The organism is Peribacillus sp. YIM B13482 (assembly GCF_042787975.1).
GTDB classification, from domain to species: Bacteria; Bacillota; Bacilli; order Bacillales; family DSM-1321; genus Peribacillus; species Peribacillus simplex_A.
Map to the genome: position 1 here is coordinate 275322 of NZ_JBHZPF010000001.1, position 20877 is coordinate 296198.

12 protein-coding genes and 1 pseudogene are annotated in these 20877 nt (G+C 40.9%); 4 read left to right on the forward strand and 9 right to left on the reverse strand.

Translation table 11 applies throughout. The features are described from left to right. Window positions 1–88: 88 nt before the first annotated feature. Both ACFX4L_RS01330 and ACFX4L_RS01335 read right to left on the reverse strand, forming a co-directional pair. Window positions 89–1528: a hypothetical protein gene (locus tag ACFX4L_RS01330; RefSeq protein ID WP_377403659.1), complete on the reverse strand. Its 1440-nt coding sequence runs from the start codon at window positions 1526–1528 to the stop codon at window positions 89–91. Window positions 1529–2170: 642 nt separating this feature from the next. After that, entirely contained in the window at window positions 2171–2488 is a 318-nt protein-coding gene (locus tag ACFX4L_RS01335) for a hypothetical protein (RefSeq protein WP_089361999.1), read from the reverse strand. Between the two features lie 538 nt (window positions 2489–3026). Here ACFX4L_RS01335 and ACFX4L_RS01340 point away from each other — a divergent pair. From ACFX4L_RS01340 to ACFX4L_RS01350, 3 genes are all read left to right on the forward strand, one after another. Further along, the gene (locus ACFX4L_RS01340; RefSeq protein WP_377380957.1) at window positions 3027–3920 is read left to right on the forward strand and encodes a helix-turn-helix domain-containing protein; all 894 of its coding nucleotides are present in this window, start codon (window positions 3027–3029) and stop codon (window positions 3918–3920) included. A gap of 569 nt (window positions 3921–4489) precedes the next feature. After that, window positions 4490–6115, forward strand: coding sequence for a hypothetical protein (locus ACFX4L_RS01345; protein ID WP_284469219.1), 1626 nt, complete (start codon window positions 4490–4492; stop codon window positions 6113–6115). After that, window positions 6108–9080 (forward strand): DEAD/DEAH box helicase, encoded by a 2973-nt coding sequence (locus ACFX4L_RS01350; protein WP_377403661.1) that lies wholly within the window; start codon window positions 6108–6110, stop codon window positions 9078–9080. Before ACFX4L_RS01345 ends, ACFX4L_RS01350 begins: the two co-directional genes overlap by 8 nt. Window positions 9081–9337: 257 nt before the next feature. Here ACFX4L_RS01350 and ACFX4L_RS01355 read toward each other — a convergent pair. After that, a pseudogene (locus tag ACFX4L_RS01355) lies at window positions 9338–9704 on the reverse strand (transposase); the annotation flags it as partial. Window positions 9705–9967: 263 nt separating this feature from the next. Beyond that, on the reverse strand, window positions 9968–10576 hold the full coding sequence (locus ACFX4L_RS01360; protein WP_284469217.1) for a LysE/ArgO family amino acid transporter: 609 nt from the start codon (window positions 10574–10576) through the stop codon (window positions 9968–9970). A 125-nt stretch (window positions 10577–10701) separates the two neighbouring features. On the opposite strand from ACFX4L_RS01360, the gene ACFX4L_RS01365 reads away from it, so the two are divergent. After that, window positions 10702–12147 (forward strand): aminotransferase-like domain-containing protein, encoded by a 1446-nt coding sequence (locus tag ACFX4L_RS01365; RefSeq protein WP_284469216.1) that lies wholly within the window; start codon window positions 10702–10704, stop codon window positions 12145–12147. A gap of 146 nt (window positions 12148–12293) precedes the next feature. Here ACFX4L_RS01365 and ACFX4L_RS01370 read toward each other — a convergent pair whose 3' ends face one another. The 5 genes from ACFX4L_RS01370 to ACFX4L_RS01390 all read right to left on the reverse strand — a co-directional run bounded on the left by ACFX4L_RS01370 (window position 12294) and on the right by ACFX4L_RS01390 (window position 20866). After that, window positions 12294–12710: a hypothetical protein gene (locus ACFX4L_RS01370; protein ID WP_284469215.1), complete on the reverse strand. Its 417-nt coding sequence runs from the start codon at window positions 12708–12710 to the stop codon at window positions 12294–12296. A 561-nt stretch (window positions 12711–13271) separates the two neighbouring features. After that, a complete protein-coding gene (locus tag ACFX4L_RS01375) occupies window positions 13272–17006 on the reverse strand; it encodes a S8 family serine peptidase (RefSeq protein ID WP_377403663.1) in 3735 nt (1244 codons plus the stop codon). Window positions 17007–17214: 208 nt separating this feature from the next. Beyond that, window positions 17215–18117, reverse strand: a complete 903-nt coding sequence (locus tag ACFX4L_RS01380; RefSeq protein WP_089362004.1) for an ABC transporter permease — start codon at window positions 18115–18117, stop codon at window positions 17215–17217. 12 nt (window positions 18118–18129) lie between these two features. Next, window positions 18130–19134, reverse strand: coding sequence for an ABC transporter permease (locus ACFX4L_RS01385; RefSeq protein ID WP_061465651.1), 1005 nt, complete (start codon window positions 19132–19134; stop codon window positions 18130–18132). A 115-nt stretch (window positions 19135–19249) separates the two neighbouring features. Further along, window positions 19250–20866 carry an ABC transporter substrate-binding protein gene (locus ACFX4L_RS01390; protein ID WP_377403666.1) on the reverse strand — a complete coding sequence of 539 codons (1617 nt, stop codon included), beginning with the start codon at window positions 20864–20866 and terminating at the stop codon, window positions 19250–19252. Window positions 20867–20877: the final 11 nt, after the last annotated feature.

Sequence of the window (20877 nt, forward strand, 5' to 3'; positions counted from 1 at the left end):
AATTTGTATGACCAATTTCTTCATTTTGCTAATTTACCATGTTTTTTCTAAAGCAAAAGTCCTGTACATAGTGTACAGGACTTTTATTTTAAAGCATTCTTTTTTTTCGGCTTTTTTTCTCTTGCAGCCATTTTTTCAAGAAGAAAAAACCCATGACGCCCGAAATGATGAGACCGCTTGTCGTTACAATGACAGCTATCCATTCGTATAAGGTGTAATCCATATATGCTTTCCAAGGTAATTTCCCTTTCCAATCCTCAATATATAGATTCATTCCGAATATCCCGGAGATAACCGTATAAATCGTTAGTATTTGCAAAAGATAATTACTGCTTTTCCCAGCCAGTTTATCCTGATTTTGATAAAGGTAGGAAAGGGTCTCCTTCACTTCTTTGTAGAGTGGAGCTATCCTGAAGGTTTCATCCGTTTTTTTGAATAGCTCTTTACCGATAGCCGTACTATTGACTTCAGTAAATAAATATTTTGCAGAAAACTCAGTGATCATGAAAATCAGCATTTCCGTATCCGACTGATCTTTTTCTACATCTATCTGGGAATTCTCATGAGCCAATTTGAGCAGTACGATCTTATAATAGAAGAAAAGCAACACTGTATAAAAGTGCTGGCCATACATTTCGCTTGCCAGTTCCTGTTCTAGTTTACTTGTTGCTTTCGTGACACACGCAAAATGATACATGCTTGTTACATAATAGGTTTCCTTGCCCCACCTGTCATATACTCTTTCTTGATAATACTTTTCAATATAATCAGGGTTTAGTGCCCCTATATATGGCGCTCCATCATTGTCATATCCGTTCAGCTCGCTGATCCGGAATAAGTCATTTTTAGTTATATCACGATTCTCGGGGAATGCAATATAACTGATTACGTACATTCTTTCATCGATGAAGAAGGGTAAACTGCCAAAATAGGTCGGGTCCGCCTGATCTTCATCCATATATTTTTCCATTGGCGGCAATAGTTCATTAAAGATGAAATCCTTCACCTGTTCATACTGATTTTCCCGACAGCCGACTTTCGTTTTCTCTTCGTCATCGGCAATCGGTTCGAGAATTCGGAATGTATCGCCAAAATAGAGCACATCATTATAGGAAAGTCCTTCAGGTAACGTAACACGAAGATTCATCATGCCAATATGAAATGGGCATATAAAAATATCTATAGAGTTAATAATAAATGGGGTATTTAGATAGGGAGATTCGAAGGTACATTCAATATCCAGTTTTTTCGTAAAACGGCGCAAGCCTTCCTTCTGTTGTGCGTTACCTGGAAATAATATCGGCTCGATGTAAGGCATAAAATACTTTTCCAATTTACGGTGTGAAACTTTATGGCCACCGTAAAATTGATTTTGTTGTTCCATATCTTTCAAGTTCAAAAAAACGAAATTGTCCTCAAACAACTTTTCGACAAACTTTTCAATCATATTTCCTTCAAGGGTAAACGGAAAGATGTATTGCTGGAAAGTTCGCTTCGTGGGGTCATTCTTATTTACTTTCACATCCATAAAATATATTCCTCCGATTAAACTGGGATAAATCCAGGTTTAATTCATCTTGTTTCTTATATTTACCCATGTATATATAAACAAAACGAAACATATTATAGAAATAAAGTGGACATATTATCCAAGAAAAAAAGATCCCCCAAGCAAGCACTCGGGGGCCATCGAAAAGAGTTCTCCAACTCTCTTCACTTTAGGGTACTAGAAACTGATGTTTCTAATGAAAAATCCGATATTCGGACCATTTTAGCATTTATTTTCAGTATGATAAAACACGGAATCCCTTCATATTTGGACTTTACGGCTTATTATTAACTTATTAATCCGGATATACAGTCGTTAACACATGAAAATATAACTATAGGAATAAACACATGATCTCCTTACCGTTTAATCCATCCTTTTATCATGAAAATCACGTTTTAAATAATGGAGAAAGGGTAAATAAAAAAAAGAAAAGGGGAGACATCATGAAAACCGATAGCAATAAGCAACACTTTAAATTTTTCGAGAGAACAAATAACTCTAAACCAAGCGAAAGAAAACAAATGAGCGATTTCGTCAAAAAAATGAAAATGAATGCTCAAAACTCTCATCTAAATGGTAAAAACTCATGACATATGGGATGTCATGAGTTTTTATCGTTTAAAGTGCGATTTCATTTCCCTGAAGGTTATGCCTCACACATTTTTTGATACCGATTACATTCAAAAAATGTTGGATTTTCTTCATGGAGGTTGCCTGATATTCATCTACAATGGCAAACTCTTTAATATAAGCGATTTTTTCTTGTACATCTGTATCTATATGATCATGGCTGTATTCTTTTTCATTCGATTTTTTGCATGTGTACACCACGGCTTCACCAATTTTCCTGGTTGCCTCATCAAAGTAAAAAGAAAACACAATGGCACATTCTTCATCGTAAAAAGAGGGTTGAACTTTCATATTAATATCAATCATTAACCTTACACCTCTCCCCGTTTTGTTATTTACACTATAACAAAATTAATAAAAGGAAATAGGCGTTCCAAACTACCCTCACGGTTCTTCCACACCTACCAAATGGACCTTACACTCCCAATGCATAGATAATTATAACTACAGGAATATGCGCAAAAGAATAATCCATTGATAAAAAAAAAAACATCTTCAAATGAAGATGCTGAATGATTGATTGAAGCTTCATTACTTATTTATATAAACCTGGAAGTTCTGCGTAAAGGCCTGGTAATTCGCTTGGGACAATAACGAAAGCAGCGATGATAAGAAAAGATACGACTAATGCTTTAGTACTTTTTTTCATAGGTCATTCCTCCTTTTCTTTAAAAAAATATTGGTTAAAATAGAAATTAATTCTATAGTTATATTTAACCACATTTCTTTAAACCATATATTTCGACTAAAGAATCTATTTAATCAGTTAAGGACATGTACATATAGCTTTCACCGATTTTTCATAACAAAATATAACTCTAGGCATATTTCAAGGAGAATCAAAATGGATTTTTTTGCAGTTGGACAAAAGATCAAAGAGCTACGTAAACAAATCGGACTTTCCCAGGAAGAGTTGGCATCCGGCATTTGTACACAAGCACAGATCAGTAAGATTGAAAAAGGCGATGTCTATCCATATGCATCCACTCTCTACTTAATTTCTCAACGTTTAGGCGTTGATGTAAACTATTTTTTCGATATTGGAATGACCCCTAGGCTGGATTACGTGGAAGAAGTGATTTATCAATTAAAAATAGCCAGAAGAACCCGAAATTATGAGGAAATGCAGCAAATTGTAAAGGCTGAGGAGAACAGTCCTCTCTTTCTTCAGAATAAAAAGAATCATCAATTGATACTTTGGCACAAGGGGATATACGAATACGAAAAAAATAAAGATTTAGATAAAGCCATTGAATTTATTAATCAGGCCATCGCCATCACTCATACGACTGATAAAATTTATTCAGAACGGGAACTTGAAATCTTGAGTAGCCTAGGTGTAATGTATGTTGCCGAAGAACAATACGAAAATGCATTTGCCTTGTTAAGGAAAGCTTTAGATCACTTGAAAGCCCTGCCCTTTTTGACGGATAAAACGCTAAAGACACGTTTGTCCTATAATTTTGGCAGAGTGTTAACACGCCTGGTCCGATATGAGGAGTCCATTACCTGCTGCCAAGATGCCATAAAGTGGTGCCTCCAACATGATCAATTATATGCTTTAGCGGATTTACATTACCATTTAGGTTATAATTTTGAACTCGTAGGTAACTTTGATGAGGCAAAAGAGTACTTGGAAAAGTCAGCATTTCTCTTCACATTACAAAAAAATCATACCTTTGCTACATTCATCAACAAAAAGTTGGACAGTTGGAAGAATGAAATGAAAATAGACTAATTCCATATATTAAAGCCATTCCCCACGGGAATGGCTATTCCCATTCACAAGAATATGTAGAATCTATCACATATCAATTCCAAAACCTCTATTCTACATTTCAAATTCCAAGCCAAAATGAAGTATAATAAAGAGATGCTTCAAAAACCCACTTTTAAAAAAGGGTTCCGGCCCCTCATCACTTGGTTTCGTGAGTGTGAAGAGGATGAAGGATTCGTGGCATCGTTATCTTGAAGACCAGTTATTCCTGTTTGGAAGGCTATATATCCGAACTGCTTATATTCATGAGGGTTTTTGACGATATTGACTTTTACAGGGTTTAAATGAATATACGGCTTGTGGCATTGATGATTTGTTCGATTAAATGGATGAAGATGCAAAGTGAACGGCCATGAAATAAGTCCAGCATGATGCATATGATGGCTAAAAAAAGGCATTGCGGCAATTGCTCGGGATGTAATATACACGTCAAATCCTCGGTTAACCGAGGCAATAATATGGTTACTGATAGTTCATGATATACAAAATATAATTTTGGTTAACAGGGATTGACCCTGAAGGAGGAGAGTATGGAGCGGGAGTTGTTGTTAGTTGGGGAAAGGCTGGCGGAATTTTTGGAGGTCGGGAATCCGGAAGATTCGGACGTGGTGAATCAAGGGCTCCAGTTATACCGTCAGGGGCTTGTTGATATTAAAGAAGAATCGGTAGATACGATTGTGGCCGAGGTACAGGATGAGACTCGCTTTAAGTCCAGGTTGAATCTTCTCTTCCCTCAGGATGGAAGCTGTACATGTGATTCAAGGTTCATTTGCCGGCATCAAATGGCCGTTTTCTTTTCTGCGTATTCAGAAAACGCTAGTGTTTCCGATTGGCTGAGTGAATGGAAAGCACCAAAAGATACCTCAACCGCCCAAGCACTGCGGCAAGTAAAACGGGCGAGTGAATTACTTAAACAAGCGGGGGAGAAATCCCTCATCTTAGATAAAAACTATCCTTCATGGAAGCAATTCGTGAATGCAACCTTTGCTGAACATGTCGAGCCCCATATAGGCGAGCCTACTTATATAATTGAAAACCATATACAAACATACTTTAAACGCCTTAGCTCTAAAGCTCCAATGGAAAGGGAATGGAAACTGCTTTATCATTTTGTTACGCAATTTTGCACGATGCAGCTGACACTGAGAATGATTCAGTTACATAAAAGTCAGCCACAAACGATTCGGGTCTTTTATGCACTTGCTGTCGACCTAGCGGAAGAGCTGCATGAAACGGTGCAGCCGCTTAGCCGGCAAGCCAGGCCCTTCGCCTTTGACCCCTTCGTTTTCAGCATCAAGGAAGATGTAGCTAAATTACTTGACGGAGTAGAAGGTCTAGAATATGAAAAGATCGATCTCTACCGGGAGATTTGGAGCTTCTTATTCTCCAATTCCTCATGGCGTAAAGAGGAACTGGAACGAATCAAGAAAGAACTTCCTCAGAAGTATATGGGCACAACTGAGAGGACGTCCTATTCCCTCGCAGCCATTCACCTTTCCCTTCTGGAGAATCAAGATAAACAAGCGATTGGACTTCTCCATGAATTGAAGAAGGAAGCCTGTCCATACATTTTTTATTGGTTGAGTCTCCTGTCTGAATCAGACAATCGGTCACGGGCCATTCCTTTCATTGAATTCATCATCGCTAATGTCCAGGAGTTCCTTGCCGATTTATCCGATTATTATCAGCGGGTAGACTTCGTAAGGACCTTTACGACTTTAATCAGCAGTTGCTGTTATAAATTAAAACGGAACGATTTGCTAGAGAAATTTTACAGAGCCACCCTTCCGCACAGCTATTGGAACTATGCAAATTTCCTTTTTGAACAAGGACAATATAAAAAATGGGTGGAGATGCATATTTACTCAGAAATCAGCATTGACTTAATCAGCAGTGAATCCATCAAAGAAGTGGTCTCTAAAGAACCGGAACTAATCCTGCCCCTTTATTACCATGCGGTCCAGGAAAAAGTTTCCTTAAAAAACCGGCCTGCCTATAAGCAAGCTGTCCGTTATTTAAAAAGGATGCGCACCATCTATAAAAAGAGCAAAAAGGAAGACGTATTCGAACGTTATATTCTGTATGTGGCCGATTCAACCAAACGGCTTCGCGCTTTCCAAGAAGAACTAAAAAGGGGTAAGCTTATCGATGTTTAATCCAGGGAAATTAAAAATCAAAATAGCGGCTCTCGAAAACGGATCCTACGCCCTTGGTGCCGTCAATGAAGAGAATGCCTTCCTCAACACGAATTATATACGCAGGTTGCTATTCAATTGGGATGACGCAAGCTTTTATGGAACTAAAATGACTTCGGATACCATTGATGGAAATCCTGTATTCATTCTTGACGCTTGGGGACTCCTCAACTTTTTTGCGAAGGAAAGTTTCAACTCCTTCATAGAATGGGAATGGTCGGAGATATCCTCCCTTTGCCTGTCTGCTGCGCCTGTTCTTCATGAATCCATCGAAGCAGGGATACCCGTACCGGATTTCACTAATCTTCAGTTGGACTCCATCGGCTGGAAGCTGCCGGAAGAGGTAGAGGAGGAATTCGTCCCTTCCTTTTGGGAAGAAGAAATATCTTTAGATCTCCCTTCACCAGAAGTGGAAACCAATCGGACTTTTATCGAGAAATGGTATAACGGTGCCGCTAATATGTATTTAAAAAACTACTCACCTATGCAGCATAAATGGAGTGAAGCAGTCGGGGCATTAAAGGATTCAAGACTTTCCCCCGAAGAATTGCAGGCCTTTTTTGACAAAGACAGCTGGCAGGAATGGCTTGGGACCCAGCCCGATCCCAAACCATTCACTATAGGCCTCCGTTTGACTGAGCCTCCGGATGGTAATGGGCCCTGGGTACTTGATGTTACCCTTCGTTCCAAAAGGGATGAGAATATCATCGAAACCTATACAGGAAAAAAACTGCCGCGCGGCTGGAATAAGTATGCAAGTGAAGTGGTGCGTGCTACGAAACGCTGGCAACTCGTCGTACCATGGCTTGGAGAGAATGGACGTCTAAAAAGGGAGATTTCGGAAACGGATGCATGGGAATTCTTGACCGACGCAAGCGAAAAACTCCTGTTTCTTGGCGTCGAAATTCTCCTTCCATCCTGGTGGCTTGCCTTGAAGGAGTCCTCTTTGAAGGTGAAGGCGAAAGTAAAGAGCCAATCGAACCGCGGCCCTTCTTATGTCGGGTTAAAAGCTTTAATGGACTTTGATTGGCGGTTCTCTTTAAATGGAAAAGAGCTCACTGAGGCGGAGTTCGAGGAGCTCGTCGATGAAAAAAGGCGGCTTGTTTTCATCCGCGGCCAATGGGTCAAGCTTGACCCCGCTTTCATTAAGCAAATTCAGGAGCTGATGGAAACAGCTAATGAAAAAGGAATCCAACTGACTGACTTGCTGCAGCAGGAACTGTTGAACGGCGAAAATGAAGATGACGATAGTGATTCTGAAAACGACGAAATGCTCCGAATTCAATTTGAATTGAACCAGGAGCTTCGTAAAATGGTGGGAAGACTCAGGGAAACCAAAAACATCTCCATCCTGCCCGTCCCTAATGCACTTCAAGGCGATTTACGCCCCTATCAAAAACTGGGCATGAGCTGGCTCCTTTTTTTAAGGGAGCATGGCTTTGGTGCTTGTCTAGCTGACGATATGGGGCTTGGAAAAACAGTCCAGATGATAGCCTACCTCCTTCATGTAAAAGACAAAGAAGGAGCCAGTAAAGAGCTTCCCACTGCCCATATGGACGAACAAAAGAGTGAACCGATCATTGTTGATGAGGATAGTAACGCAGAGAGCTGCGAAGAGGCTGAGGTCAATACCGCTACATGCGAATTGGTCTCTGTACAATCGTCGCTCATCGTATGCCCAACATCCGTCCTAGGCAACTGGCAAAAGGAATTGGAGAAATTCGCACCAACACTAAAAGTTCACCTTCACTACGGGTCTAATCGGGCTAAAGGTGAAGCATTTGCTAAAATAGCAGTGGATCATGATATTGTCTTAACATCATATGGCCTTACCCACCAAGATGCAGCTGAACTATCCTCCATCCATTGGAGCAGCGTGATCCTTGATGAAGCACAAAACATCAAGAATGCCCAAACAAAGCAATCCAAAGCGGTCCGCAAGCTAAATGGCAGGCATCATATTGCCTTATCGGGTACGCCAATGGAAAACCGTTTAAGTGAGCTATGGGCGATTTTTGATTTCATAAATAAAGGGTATCTTGGAACGCTAGGACAGTTTCAGGAAAAATATGTGGCAACCATTGAACGTGATGAACAGAAGGATAAAATCAAAGAATTACAGCGTTTGATACAGCCATTTTTGCTCCGCCGTACAAAACGCGATAAAGAAGTCGCCCTTAATCTGCCGGATAAGCAAGAACAAAAGGAATTCGTACCGCTTACCACGGAGCAAGCATCGTTGTATGAACAACTGATCAAAGATACATTCACTGATATCGAACAACTGTCGGCCTTCGAAAGAAAAGGCATCATCCTGCAGATGCTGAATAAGCTAAAGCAACTTTGCAATCACCCGGCTCTTTACTTAAAAGAGATGGAAAAGGAAAACATCATGAAGGCGCCTAACCGTTCTGGCAAACTCGAGAAGCTGACTGAGCTTGTCGATGCTGTCCGCGAACAGGATGAAAGCTGTCTCATTTTCACTCAATATATTGGTATGGGCAATATGATGAAGGAATTGTTGGAAAAACGGTATGGCTTTGAAGTGCCATTCCTGAACGGGAGTGCGAACAAGAAGCAGCGTGATGATATGATCACTCGATTCCAAGATGGGGAATTCCCTGTCTTTATCCTGTCGTTGAAAGCAGGAGGCACGGGGCTAAATCTAACAGAAGCAAACCACGTGATTCACTATGATCGCTGGTGGAACCCAGCTGTTGAAAATCAAGCAACCGACCGTGCATATCGAATTGGACAACAGCGTTTCGTTCATGTTCATAAGCTAATTTGCACAGGGACACTGGAAGAAAAAATTGACCAGATGCTTGACAAAAAGCAAGCCCTGAACGACGAGATCATCAGCAGTGACAACTGGATCACCGAACTTTCCACAGAGGAAATCAAGGACTTGGTTGCTCTTCAATAATGTTCTCACACTCAAAAATCCGCTCTCACGATACGAAGTTGAATGAGGGCATGCTAGCTTATCAAGACATAAGAAAATAAAGGAGAATACATATTCGATATGTATTCTCCTTTTTATTCAAAAAGCACCGGTTAATACTGCAAAAATGACCTCAGTTACTTCATTTTTCAAACTCTGAAAACCTTTCATAGCTTTCTGGACTGGTATATAACTTTCCCTGTCCGCCCATACTTAAGTAGCCATCCACCATCGATCTAAATCTGTTCAAATAAGTCTGTATCTATAAAGTGTCGCTCATCATTTTTCCCGAACGTTGAAAGAGGCACTTTATCATGGAAACCATAGCCTAAGAACCACCGGTAAGCCATATTTGTTTCAACTCCTTCGTTCGTTTTACGCATGGAACGAATACCGAAGTTATATTGAATGAATGTCAGTTTAACTAAAATAACTGAATCAATACTTGTGCGTCCTACCTCTGAATACATATCTTTCACCAAGTCATATTGAATGAGAAGTCAATGGCGGCCTCCATTTTTCGAACCAAATGGTCGTTGGCACCAGTTGATCTAAAGTAATCATTTCAAGTTGATCTCGCTGAATGGAATCATGTTTCGAAAGCATCGTCATCACCTAAAGGTTTAACACTTCCATTTTAAAACAAAAAAGACTGTAGGCAAAAAGAGATTTTAATTTTATAACAAAGTTGATTGGAACGAGTGTGCGAGACTCCTGCGGGAAAAGCGCGTCTAGGGGTGACCCCGCAGGCGCAAGCCGAGGGCGGACCGCCCGCGGAAAGCGAGTGCCCTACGTTCCAATCAATGTTCAAATTGTACAAGCCATAAAAAGACTGTAGTCAAGTTCGAACTCAGATGTCATTTTCTGTTTCAAAAAATCGATTTCACCATATAGAGTGCCGTAATCCAGATGATGATTGCAGAGATTTTATTTAATATTCCAAGGAATTTGCCTGATGCATCAACCTTTTTCAACAATCTTCCCGCAAAACATAATCCATGGAACCAGCACCATGACACAACGATGCATGTTCCCGTGAAAATCACTTTATCCATTCCTGAATAAACAAGTGAGCTCGAACCGATTACACCTATCGTATCCAAGATTGCATGTGGATTCAGTAATGATACTGATAAGGCAAATACAATTTGTTTTTTGGTGGACATTTGCATAGTTTGAGCGTCCGACTGTGGGTTCGCTTTGGCAGACCAAATTTGAAAACCCATATACAATAAAAAAATGACTCCGAATATGATTAATGTAAGACGCAACCAATCATATTGCATGACAATCAACGAAACACCCAAAATAGCTAACAGGATGAGCACTGTATCACAAATGGCAGCTGTGATTGTTGCAGGCAATGCTTTTTTTAAGTTCGGTTGGATTGCACCTTGATTAAAAATAAATACATTTTGCACTCCTAATGGAAGTATCAGCCCCAATGCCAATAATAATCCATGAAAAAATGGTCCCATACGAATACTTCCCTCCATTCACATTCAGTATAATGAAAAAGACAAAGGAATTGACCCTCCATTTGGTTGGTATTCAACCCAACCAATTTATAATGAATTTAGAACATGAAAGGGGTGGTTTTCGTATGTTTATCGACTGGAGGCCAAACCGGCCGTCGAGCATATCACTACACCAACAAATAGTAGATTGGATGAAACAACAAATTACACAAGGGGAATGGCCGGTTGCGACCAAGCTTCCCTCACAACGCTCATTAGCCGATTCTTTTGGCGTAAACCGAAGTACCATCATTACAGCTATGGATGAATTGATTGCGGACGGATTATTAGAAACTAGGGTTGGATCTGGCACATTCGTTTCGAATAACACATGGAATGTGCTCGTCTCTAGCAAACAGCCCGACTGGAAAAACTATGTCCGCAATGGCCTTCATGAACCTAATTTAAAAACGATTCAGGACATTAATCAGCATGAAACGGACTCTGCCATCATCAGATTGGGCACCGGCGAACTTTCTCCAACTCTATTGCCTACTAAAAAAATCGAAAAGTCTTTGCAATCCACTTCTTTTGACGCCCACTCATTAGGTTATTCTGAACCCAAGGGTGATAAGAGGCTACGCCAAAGTATAAGTGTTTATTTAGAAACAAAAGGAATCAACGCTAGCCCAGGCTCCCTCATGATCGTTTCTGGTGGGCTTCAAGCACTCCAGTTGATTTCAGTTGGTTTACTTCAAAAGGGCTCAATGGTTTTACATGAATCCCCTTCCTATTTAAATTCTGTTCATCCCTTTCAATCTGCGGGGATGCACTTAGTAGGTTTATCAAAACAAGGCCGGGAAAGTATTCCGACACAAATAAAGCGCATCAATGGAAGGAAGAAAGCGTCACTGTTTTATACTGTTCCAACGTTTAACAATCCAACCAATACTACATGGACTAAAGAAGAAAGACTAAACCTCTTATCCACATGCAAAAAAGAACAGATTCCGATTATTGAAGATGACGTATATAGTGACTTGTGGTTTGAAAAGAGACCACCGCTACCTATAAAATCCCTTGATACAGATGGCCTTGTATTGCACATTGGCAGTATGTCCAAAACATTGAGCCCCGGATTGCGCATCGGATGGATTGCTGGTCCAATAACTGTGATTGAACGTTTAGCAGATATTAAAATGCAAATGGATTACGGTTCCAGTGCACTGTCTCAACACCTTGTCGCAGACTGGTTAGAAAGTGGTCAATATACAAAACATTTAGAGTGGCTAAGGCATCAGTTGATAGTACGTAGAGATTTTACATTATCTCTTCTTAATCAGTATTTTAAGGGACTTGCAGAATGGCAAATACCTCAAGGCGGATTTTATATATGGGTAAAGTTATGTAAACCAATTGTGAATCAAAACCTTTTCAAGCAAGCGATAAAGGAGAATCTTCTCCTTAATCCGGGGTACATATATGAACCAAATAACAATACGCATCTACGGCTTTCATATTCATACGCCTCGGAGGAACAATTAGCTTATGGTATCCAAACCCTCTCAAAGATCATTCGGCGGCTGATTTGATACATGACATCATCGTGTTGAGACATTGATGGAGCTGCCTTGGCAGCCCCATTCTTATTGAACTGAACAATCTGAGTGGGTAAAGAAGTTGTCGAATTACGTTTCACTTAACGACAGTCACCTGCCTAAGAAAGTTAAAGAGGATATCACGGGGTAGCGGCCTTCCTTTTTACATTCCACTCTTTCGGTTGGATGATGAAAAAAGAATGGTGATTTCCATGATTGATCATAATATGATCGAGGATTGCGGTAAGCGCCTCACCCTTATTCTGCTGATATTCATCTGAACTTTCCTCAATGGTGATTTTTTCTTGGTGGGGGTCATAATTAATAGATGTTTTAGCACCCTTTTCAAAAAAGGAAAGGGTAACCTCCTGACATAGGGGATAATCCTTATAGGGTGAATCCGAGCGGGGCTCCTTTTCAAATGGAGAATTGACGTGCTGAAGTGCATCAAAAAAACTTGGTTTTGTAAGATTTGACCTGTGGCTTCCTATTTCTTCAAATTTCACTGTAATTCCACGACTATATACCTTTTTGCTCGATTTCTTCTTATAAATCATAGACATCCTCCTTTTTTATGATTCTTTATACCTAATTCCTTTATCTTTCACCAAATACCTGCTAAATAATAAAAATAATTCCCCACTAATAGATTTCCATATTAGCACAGTGAAAACACAGGAAACTACACCTAAAGAATTATACTTCAAATCCATAATCCGGAAAAAAAGCCCTCTTGGATAAGAGGACTCATACTGAAGACAAATTTGAATAAAGCGAGTTTGCCTTCAGTTTTTTCTTTAGGCTCTTTTCGTAAAGATTGTTGTTTTTAAAACGAAACTATTTAAGTTTGATTGGAGCGGAAGTGCGAGACTCCTGCGGGAGCAGCAGGACAGGTGAGACCGAGGAGGCTCACCGCCCGCCCCGCGGAAAGCGAGCATCTGGAGGGGAAATCAACCACAACTCACTACCTGGTAAATAGCAACAAAGTATGTGAAAACAGCCTTTCTTTAAAAAAGTTCCAATCAACGTTCTAATTACACAAACCCTCAAAAAAACTATCGGTAAAATCAATTATGTCTACAAACTGCAGCCCTCTTGGATAAGAGGGCTGTTTTTGGTCATTTTTTTGCTTTATTGATGTTAAAGGATTTCTTCGATTCATTTCCTGCAAGATCGGTCACCTTAAATTCAAACTTGTTGTTGCCTGATTTAAGCGGCAGTTCCAAATCCTCTATCTTCTTCTTATAGGCACGCATTTTATATGGTTCCTTGAATTCATTATAGAAAACTTCGCTTCCGTTTAGATAAAGGCGGATTTCATCGAAATTATCTTCTACCGTCACATCCACTTTTGGATTTTTGCCTTTGACTCCCACAGTTGCCGGTACACCTTTTACTTTTAAACCTGGTTTTGTTGCATCGACCATAATCGTCCGTTTAAAGGAAACCGTGTTATCCCATTTGTCCGTTGCTTTAACCGTAAAGTTTTGGACGCCATCTTCAAACTTCTTTTCATAAGTGAATTCATATTTATTATTCGTTTTGTTATACGTTACAGGGACCGTTTTATCATCGATTTTAAATTCTTTGATTTCCGACGCTTCTTCAATATCTCCTGTTATTTTGATTTTATTTTTATTGTTCACGCTTAAGGCCTCAGGACTTTTGATCTTTACAGCTGGTGCATGATTATCGATTGGAGCTGAATCATTAGCTAATTCAGTTTCAGCCGTTTTTTCATTACCTGCATAGTCAATTGCCACTACCTGAACCTTTTCCCCTTTTACATCAGGTAGAGTGAATTGTTTCGCATTCGCTGGAAGCGGCTCTTCCATTATGGATGCTCCATCGACTTGTACATCGTAATAGGCAAGTCCTGAACCATTCAAATTATCCTTACCTTGGATGGTTAATACATTACCTTTTTTCGAAATCTTGACTGTCGGCTTTACCGTATCGATTTTGATAGGCATTTTAAACGTCTGCCATTTTGCACCCTCGTAATCTATCATCGCTTTGATTTCAAAATAATAGACCCCATCCTTAGCGAGTGCATTATTGATTTTACCGTCCCATTTACGGGCTGGATTAATTGTGTATGCAGACCCTTTTCCACCATCATAATAGTCCTTTCGCACATTATTCTCCGTGCGAATTTTCCGGACTGATTTGTTCTCACCATTCAATATATTGAACTCTACCTTTTTCGCATTTCTCAAGAATGATAGGACCGGCACGAAGTCATCCTGTGCTCCATCGCCATTGGGGGAAATGGCAATATTTTTGCCATTAAATGTTTTTCCTGCAGGGTCATAGCCAAGATAAGTGAAATCTTTCCCTGCTGTCGATACTCCTCCTGCCCTGCCATAGAAAGACTCTTTATCATATATAGTGCCATCCAGGATCGGTGCCTTGTCCCATTTCCCTTTAAACCCTACATACGGTACATGCAGTTCCGGATGAGTGTCAGCTGGATCCTTCAATGATATGAACCCTTCAACAAAATATCCATTTGGGAAGACCTTGTCAATGTCTACAAGAGTCTGAAGGTCATCTCCAAGCACCTTTGCATTGGATATGTCCACTTTCACTTCGAATGTAACCGATTTTTTTGCAGGTACGGTAATCTTATTTGTATTTCTATTATTGATTTTAATTGAAGCGTCCTTAATTTCCTGTGCTTCTAACTGGTTAGCGGAATAACCCAGTTGTCCCTGGATTGCATAGTCTGTTTGGATATTTCCTTTTACATCATATTTGACTGCTTTGTTGCTGAAGTTTTCAACCTTTAAAGTAAACGCGAACTTATTGCCGATCTCCTTCATTGCAACCTTCGCTTCTTTCGTGAATGCCTCCGTCACAACAGCTGGTGTGGACAATGCGGCTTGCAGCTGCATGACTCCAGCTCCTTGCCTGCGAGGCGAGTAAGGGTTATCCCAGTCAAGGGCCTTATTTACGACACCCTGATCCGTTAATGGTTTTGAAGTATTCATCATCAGGTTCTTAGCCAAATTTGCCCGGGCAAATCCATCTAATTTAAAGTCTTTATCCACTCTTTCAAGAACCAGTGCAGAGCCGCCGGAAACATGTGGTGCAGCCATCGAAGTACCGCTCATCATACCATATTCATCATTGTTCAACGTCGAATAAATTTGTCCGCCTGGAGCAGTGATTTCCGGTTTGAAGTCCAGGTTCGGTGCGACTCCCCATGAACTGAATGAGCTCATTTTTCCTGCTTCTGGATTTACAGCTTTTGTTTTATCACCATTAAAGGTAATCTTCACCTTTTCTCCATCCATTAAGGCCGTTTTCAGCTTTGCACCATCCGATTTCAACATAAACAGCTGCGGAATGGTGATGCTTGGATCTGTAGCCATGGAGATATATCCGTCAGCATTATTGAAAATAATCACGCCAGCCGCTCCTGCTGCCTGGGCATTTTGCGCTTTTTCTATAAAAGAAAGCGTGCCGCGCTCGATGAGGGCGAATTTTCCTTTTACATCCACTTTGGAAAGCTCCCCTGGCGTCCCAAGACCTGCAGCGACCAAGTCATATGTTTTATCCTTTAATGCATTGGGATGTACGCTTGAGGCCGACATGAACGGCGCTTTTCCTGCTTGCCCGTTTATATCATATGTCGCCGCATCCAAATCCATATAGTTATTCTCGACCGATGCAACTTGTACCGAATCATAAGCAAGTCCAGGTGAACCTGAAACTCCAATATCCGGGTTCGAGGCTGACGGGTTTGCAAATCCATTTCCAAAGTGAGCCGAGTTTCCTGCTGAAATCGACATGAGAATCCCATTATCAACAGCTCTAGATACCGCCTGCTGCTCAGGATCTTCTGCTGATACAAAACCTGCAGTGGAACCAAGGCTCATATTCAGCACATCTGCCCCAAGGATGATTGCATCGTCAATTGCCTTAATATATATATCGCCCCAAGTTGTTTGCATGGCGGGATCATTTCCGAAGACCTTCAATGCTAGCAGCTGGGCTTCAGGAGCAACCCCTTTAATGCCGCCATTCTCTTCATCCCCATTGGCGCCAGCTGTTCCTGCTACATGCATTCCATGCATGGAGGCCCCTTCACCAAGGTCAAGGATTTCTTCATTTTCATCCATGTAATTGTATCCATAAGGTACCTTCGCCGTATAATAGTTGCCTAATAGATGGCTAGATTCCTTTATTCCGCTAATTTCACTTTCAGTCAGTTCTGCCTTATTCTCGTCGTTTAGGACCATATCACGGTGTGATGGGTCGATTCCAGTATCGATAATCCCGACGACCATCCCTTCGCCTTTATATCCATATTTCCGCCAAGCTTCCTGGGCTTGGACAAGTTCTTTACTATAAAGCATCTCGGGTTTTTCTACAGGACGTTCATATTCATTCGCTATATGTACCTCAGCAACTTCAGGCATGGCTTCCACCTTTTTGATTTCACCATACTGAAGTTCACCACTGAACCCATTGACGACTGTCGTAAAGCTTTCAAGTTCCTTGAAAGCTATTTTTTTCGCTTTCACCTTTTTTTTCAATTTCTTCTGGTTAGCCAGCTTTTCAGACTTTAATTGTTGTTTCTTACTTTTCGATAACTGTTTAAATAGCTTACCCTCTTTGGAAGCTATTTCTATCGCAGGCGCTTCCTTCATCTCTACGATGACCCTGACCTTCTCGTTACTTTTATAATTCTTTCCCATATCGTTTTTCTTCAACTTCAGGATATTCTGCTGATTTTTCTTCCCTTCACCAGAGCCGCTCGGTGAATTCGGAAGCTGGGCAGCGGAAACGCTTGCAGTAAACACTAATAGAAAGATTGCTAGAATGGACAAGCTACGTTTAATCAATGAACTTTTCCTCCTCTAAAATAATGAATATTTGGAATTTTCTTACTGAGTATAAAAGTATCACAACTTTTGGGGTGATTTAAGAGATAATAGTCACTATTTTCCTATTTAGAACTAGGATATTGTCATTATTTTTCATAAATTAATAGATTCACAAGATAATCGACAAAAAGATGGTGATGTTAAAACTAACATCACCCATTTACTTCTAGTTTTTCATTCTTGGATCCAAAGCATCGCGCAGTCCATCACCCATTAAGTTAAAGCCGAGGACAGTTAGCATAATCGCAAGACCAGGAAACAGCACCGTCCATGGTGCCTGAATGATAAATGACCTCGAATCGGCAAGCATTTTACCCCACTCTGGTGCCGGCGGTTGAGCACCGAGACCAAGGAACCCGAGTGCTGCACACTCAATGATGGCGGTGGCAATCGCCAAAGTACCTTGAACGATGATGGGTGCAAGGCTGTTCGGAAGGACGTGGTGAAGTAGAATCCTGCCATCCCCCATTCCTATTGCCTTGGCAGCTGTTACATATTCCTCTTCTTTCACCGTTAAAACTCTCGAACGTAAAAGCCTCCCGAATATAGGGATGTTGACGATGGCAATGGCAATGAGTGCATTGCGAAGAGAAGGCCCCAAAACGGCCACTACGGCAATGGCAAGCAATATACTTGGGAATGCCAGAATGATGTCAAAGACCCTCGATATTATTGTATCTATCCACTTACCGTAATACCCGGCAATGATTCCAAAAAAAGATCCAACCACGACAGACCCTGCTACAGATAAAAAGCCGACTCCTATTGATATGCGCGAGCCATAAATGACCCTGCTCAAAATATCACGGCCAAATTCATCCGTTCCAAACCAGTGTTCCGCAGACGGTGCCAAATGTTTGTCACTTAGCTTTTGCCCCTCAAATGAATAGGGTGCTATAAGCGGCGCGAAGATGGCGATTAAGATGAAAAATAAGACAATCCCCATACCAACAAGGGCTACCTTATTTTTCTTAAAGCTTTTCCATCCTTCCTTCCAGGGAGAGATGACTTTTTCCTCTGTTTCTTTAGGAGGAAGGATTGGCGATGTATTCGTTGCAATTTCAGGCATGAGTTTCCCTCCCTATTTATACTTAATCCTAGGATCGATCGCTGCATACAACAAGTCCACAACAAGATTAATCATGACAAACAAAAAGGCGATGACCAGAATTCCGGACTGTATGACCGGATAATCCCGGGATAGTATTGCATCATAAATATATGTACCGATACCTGGCCACCCAAAAATGTTTTCCGTTAAAATGGCGCCGCCTAAAAGTAATCCTGTCTGCAGGCCGATAACCGTCACCACTGGAATTAATGCATTCTTGAAGGAGTGCTTGTAAACGACCCAAAACATTCTCATCCCCTTAGCACGGGCTGTACGGATGAAATCCGACCTCATAACCTCCAGCATGGACGAACGTGTCATCCTTGCAATGATGGCCATCGGAATGGTCGCAAGCGCAATTCCTGGCAAAATGAGATGTTTGATCACTTCAAAAAACTGATCCACCCTGCCAGCAATGAGTGTATCCATCAAATACAAGCCCGTTATGGCCGCAACGGGATCCCTGATATTATCCCGCCCTGTTGTCGGAAGTAAATCCCATTGAATTGAAATGATGTATTGCTCCATTAATCCCAGCCAGAATATAGGCATGGACAACCCAATCAATGCAATCACCATGGCTACATAATCAAACCATGAGTTTTGGAACCATGCTGATATTATCCCTGCATTTACACCAATGACCACTGCGATGATCATGGCGATCAATGCAAGCTCAATAGTGGCCATTAGGTATGGCCCGATTTCTTCGGAAACCGGACTATTCGTTTTTAACGATACACCCAGGTCACCCTTTAACAGGCCAGATAAATAATCCCAAAATTGAATGAACCAAGGTTTATCCAAACCGAGTTCCTTTGTCATTGCCGCAACTGCCTCTTTTGTTGCTTGCTGTCCTAAAATTACTTGTGCTGGATTTCCAGGGATCGCCCGAATCATCATGAATACAATAAATGCCATTCCGAGTAACACTGGAATGAGAGATCCTAAACGTCGTACGGTATAGGAAAACAAAACAATCACCCGCCTTTTAAATAAGGGTCCTTCGAAGCGCCCTCGATCATTTTGAAATGCATTCCATAACAAAACCGGGCAGCATGCATAAATCCATACTCCCCGATTCGTACGGTTAATTCTCTATAGACACGTTAACTAAAGATTGAGAACCGGTTGGATGCGGAACGAATCCTTTTATTGTCTTAGTTCCAGCAAGTTGTGGTAAAGAGTGTACAAGTGGAACCCATGGTGCTTCTTCATGAATGATTTCCTGAGCTTTTCCGTATAACTCATTACGCTTGGCTTCATCAGCAGTGGACTGAGCTTCGATCAATAGCTTATGGACTTCCTCGTTTGCATAACGGGCATAGTTGTTGGAGCCGATATTATCTTTATCCAATAATGTGTAAAGGAAGTTATCCGCATCTCCATTATCGCCTGTCCAGCCTAGCATGAAAGATTGAGCTTCACCAGCCTGCACTTTCTCTAAGTATGCAGCCCATTCATACGAAACGATATTTGCTTCAATGCCTACTTGTTTTAAGCTTGCTTGAATGGCTTCAGCCACTTTTTGACCATCTGGCATATATGGACGTGGTACCGGCATTGCCCAAAGGTCCATTTTGAACCCATCTTCTAGTCCAGCCTTTTTAAGTAATTCCTTAGCTTTTTCTACATCGTAGTCATAGTCTTCAATGTTGTCATTGTAGCCAGAAACAGATGGCGGCATTGGATTCTTGGCAGGCTCTGCTGTGCCTTCGTAAAAGTTATCAATGATTTCTTTTTTGTTAATTAGGTGAGAGATGGCTTGGCGTACTTCCTTTTTGTTGAATGGTGCTTTTTCAACATTGAATGCAAAGTAGCCGACATTCATGGATGGACGTTCGAATATTTGTAGTTTGTCATCCCCTGTTACTTTGCTTATATCACTTGGATTTAACCCGTCCATTAGATCAACTTCACCTTTGATTACAGCATTTAAACGAGCGGAGTTATCTTTAATGACTTTAAACGTGATTCCATCAAGCTTTGGCAGTCCATCTTGCCAATAATCATCATTTTTCACCACTTCAATCGTATCGCCTGGTTTCCATGATTTGAATTTGAATGGACCTGTTCCGGAAGGATTCTTACCGAAATTGTCTGCATCTTTTTCAAAGCCAGTTGGACTTGCTATGGCAAATGTAGGCATCGCAATGTTTTTCAAGAATGGTGCCTGCGGACGATTTAACGTGAATTCCACTGTATTATCATCAATGGCTTTTACCTCTTTGATAACATGACCTTCATCACCTTCAAAGCCGCCAAACATAGAGGCATAGTATGCAAATTTAGCTTCATCCTTACTTTGTGCCCAGCGCTGAAAGTTTTTAACAACTGCTTCTGCATTGAAATCCGAGCCATCATGGAACTTGATGCCGGTTTTCAATTTGAATGTATATGTCTTTGCGTCATCTGAAACTTTCCATGATTCTGCAAGACCTGGCTTTATTTCCGTATTATCTTCCCCGTATTTTACAAGTGTTTCAAAAACCTGCTGTGTGACGATAAATGATTCACCATCCGTTACTATAGCGGGATCTAGTGAAACTGCATCGCCGCCTTTACCGTAAATCAATACGCCCCCTTTTGCTTCATTTGATCCCCCTTTATCATCATCTTTCTCTTTTGATGTAGACGAGGAGCATCCTGCAAGTGCAAGTGAGAGCGCCAGGATAGTAGTCAACACTAAAGCCAATGTCTTCTTCATATTCTTCCCCC

Coding starts and splice junctions, on each gene's coding strand:
- ACFX4L_RS01330 (WP_377403659.1), bottom strand. CDS start 1,528: ATGGATGTGAAAGTAAATAAGAATGACCCCACGAAGCGAACTTTCCAG.
- ACFX4L_RS01335 (WP_089361999.1), bottom strand. CDS start 2,488: ATGATTGATATTAATATGAAAGTTCAACCCTCTTTTTACGATGAAGAA.
- ACFX4L_RS01340 (WP_377380957.1), top strand. CDS start 3,027: ATGGATTTTTTTGCAGTTGGACAAAAGATCAAAGAGCTACGTAAACAA.
- ACFX4L_RS01345 (WP_284469219.1), top strand. CDS start 4,490: ATGGAGCGGGAGTTGTTGTTAGTTGGGGAAAGGCTGGCGGAATTTTTG.
- ACFX4L_RS01350 (WP_377403661.1), top strand. CDS start 6,108: ATGTTTAATCCAGGGAAATTAAAAATCAAAATAGCGGCTCTCGAAAAC.
- ACFX4L_RS01360 (WP_284469217.1), bottom strand. CDS start 10,576: ATGGGACCATTTTTTCATGGATTATTATTGGCATTGGGGCTGATACTT.
- ACFX4L_RS01365 (WP_284469216.1), top strand. CDS start 10,702: ATGTTTATCGACTGGAGGCCAAACCGGCCGTCGAGCATATCACTACAC.
- ACFX4L_RS01370 (WP_284469215.1), bottom strand. CDS start 12,710: ATGATTTATAAGAAGAAATCGAGCAAAAAGGTATATAGTCGTGGAATT.
- ACFX4L_RS01380 (WP_089362004.1), bottom strand. CDS start 18,117: ATGCCTGAAATTGCAACGAATACATCGCCAATCCTTCCTCCTAAAGAA.
- ACFX4L_RS01390 (WP_377403666.1), bottom strand. CDS start 20,866: ATGAAGAAGACATTGGCTTTAGTGTTGACTACTATCCTGGCGCTCTCA.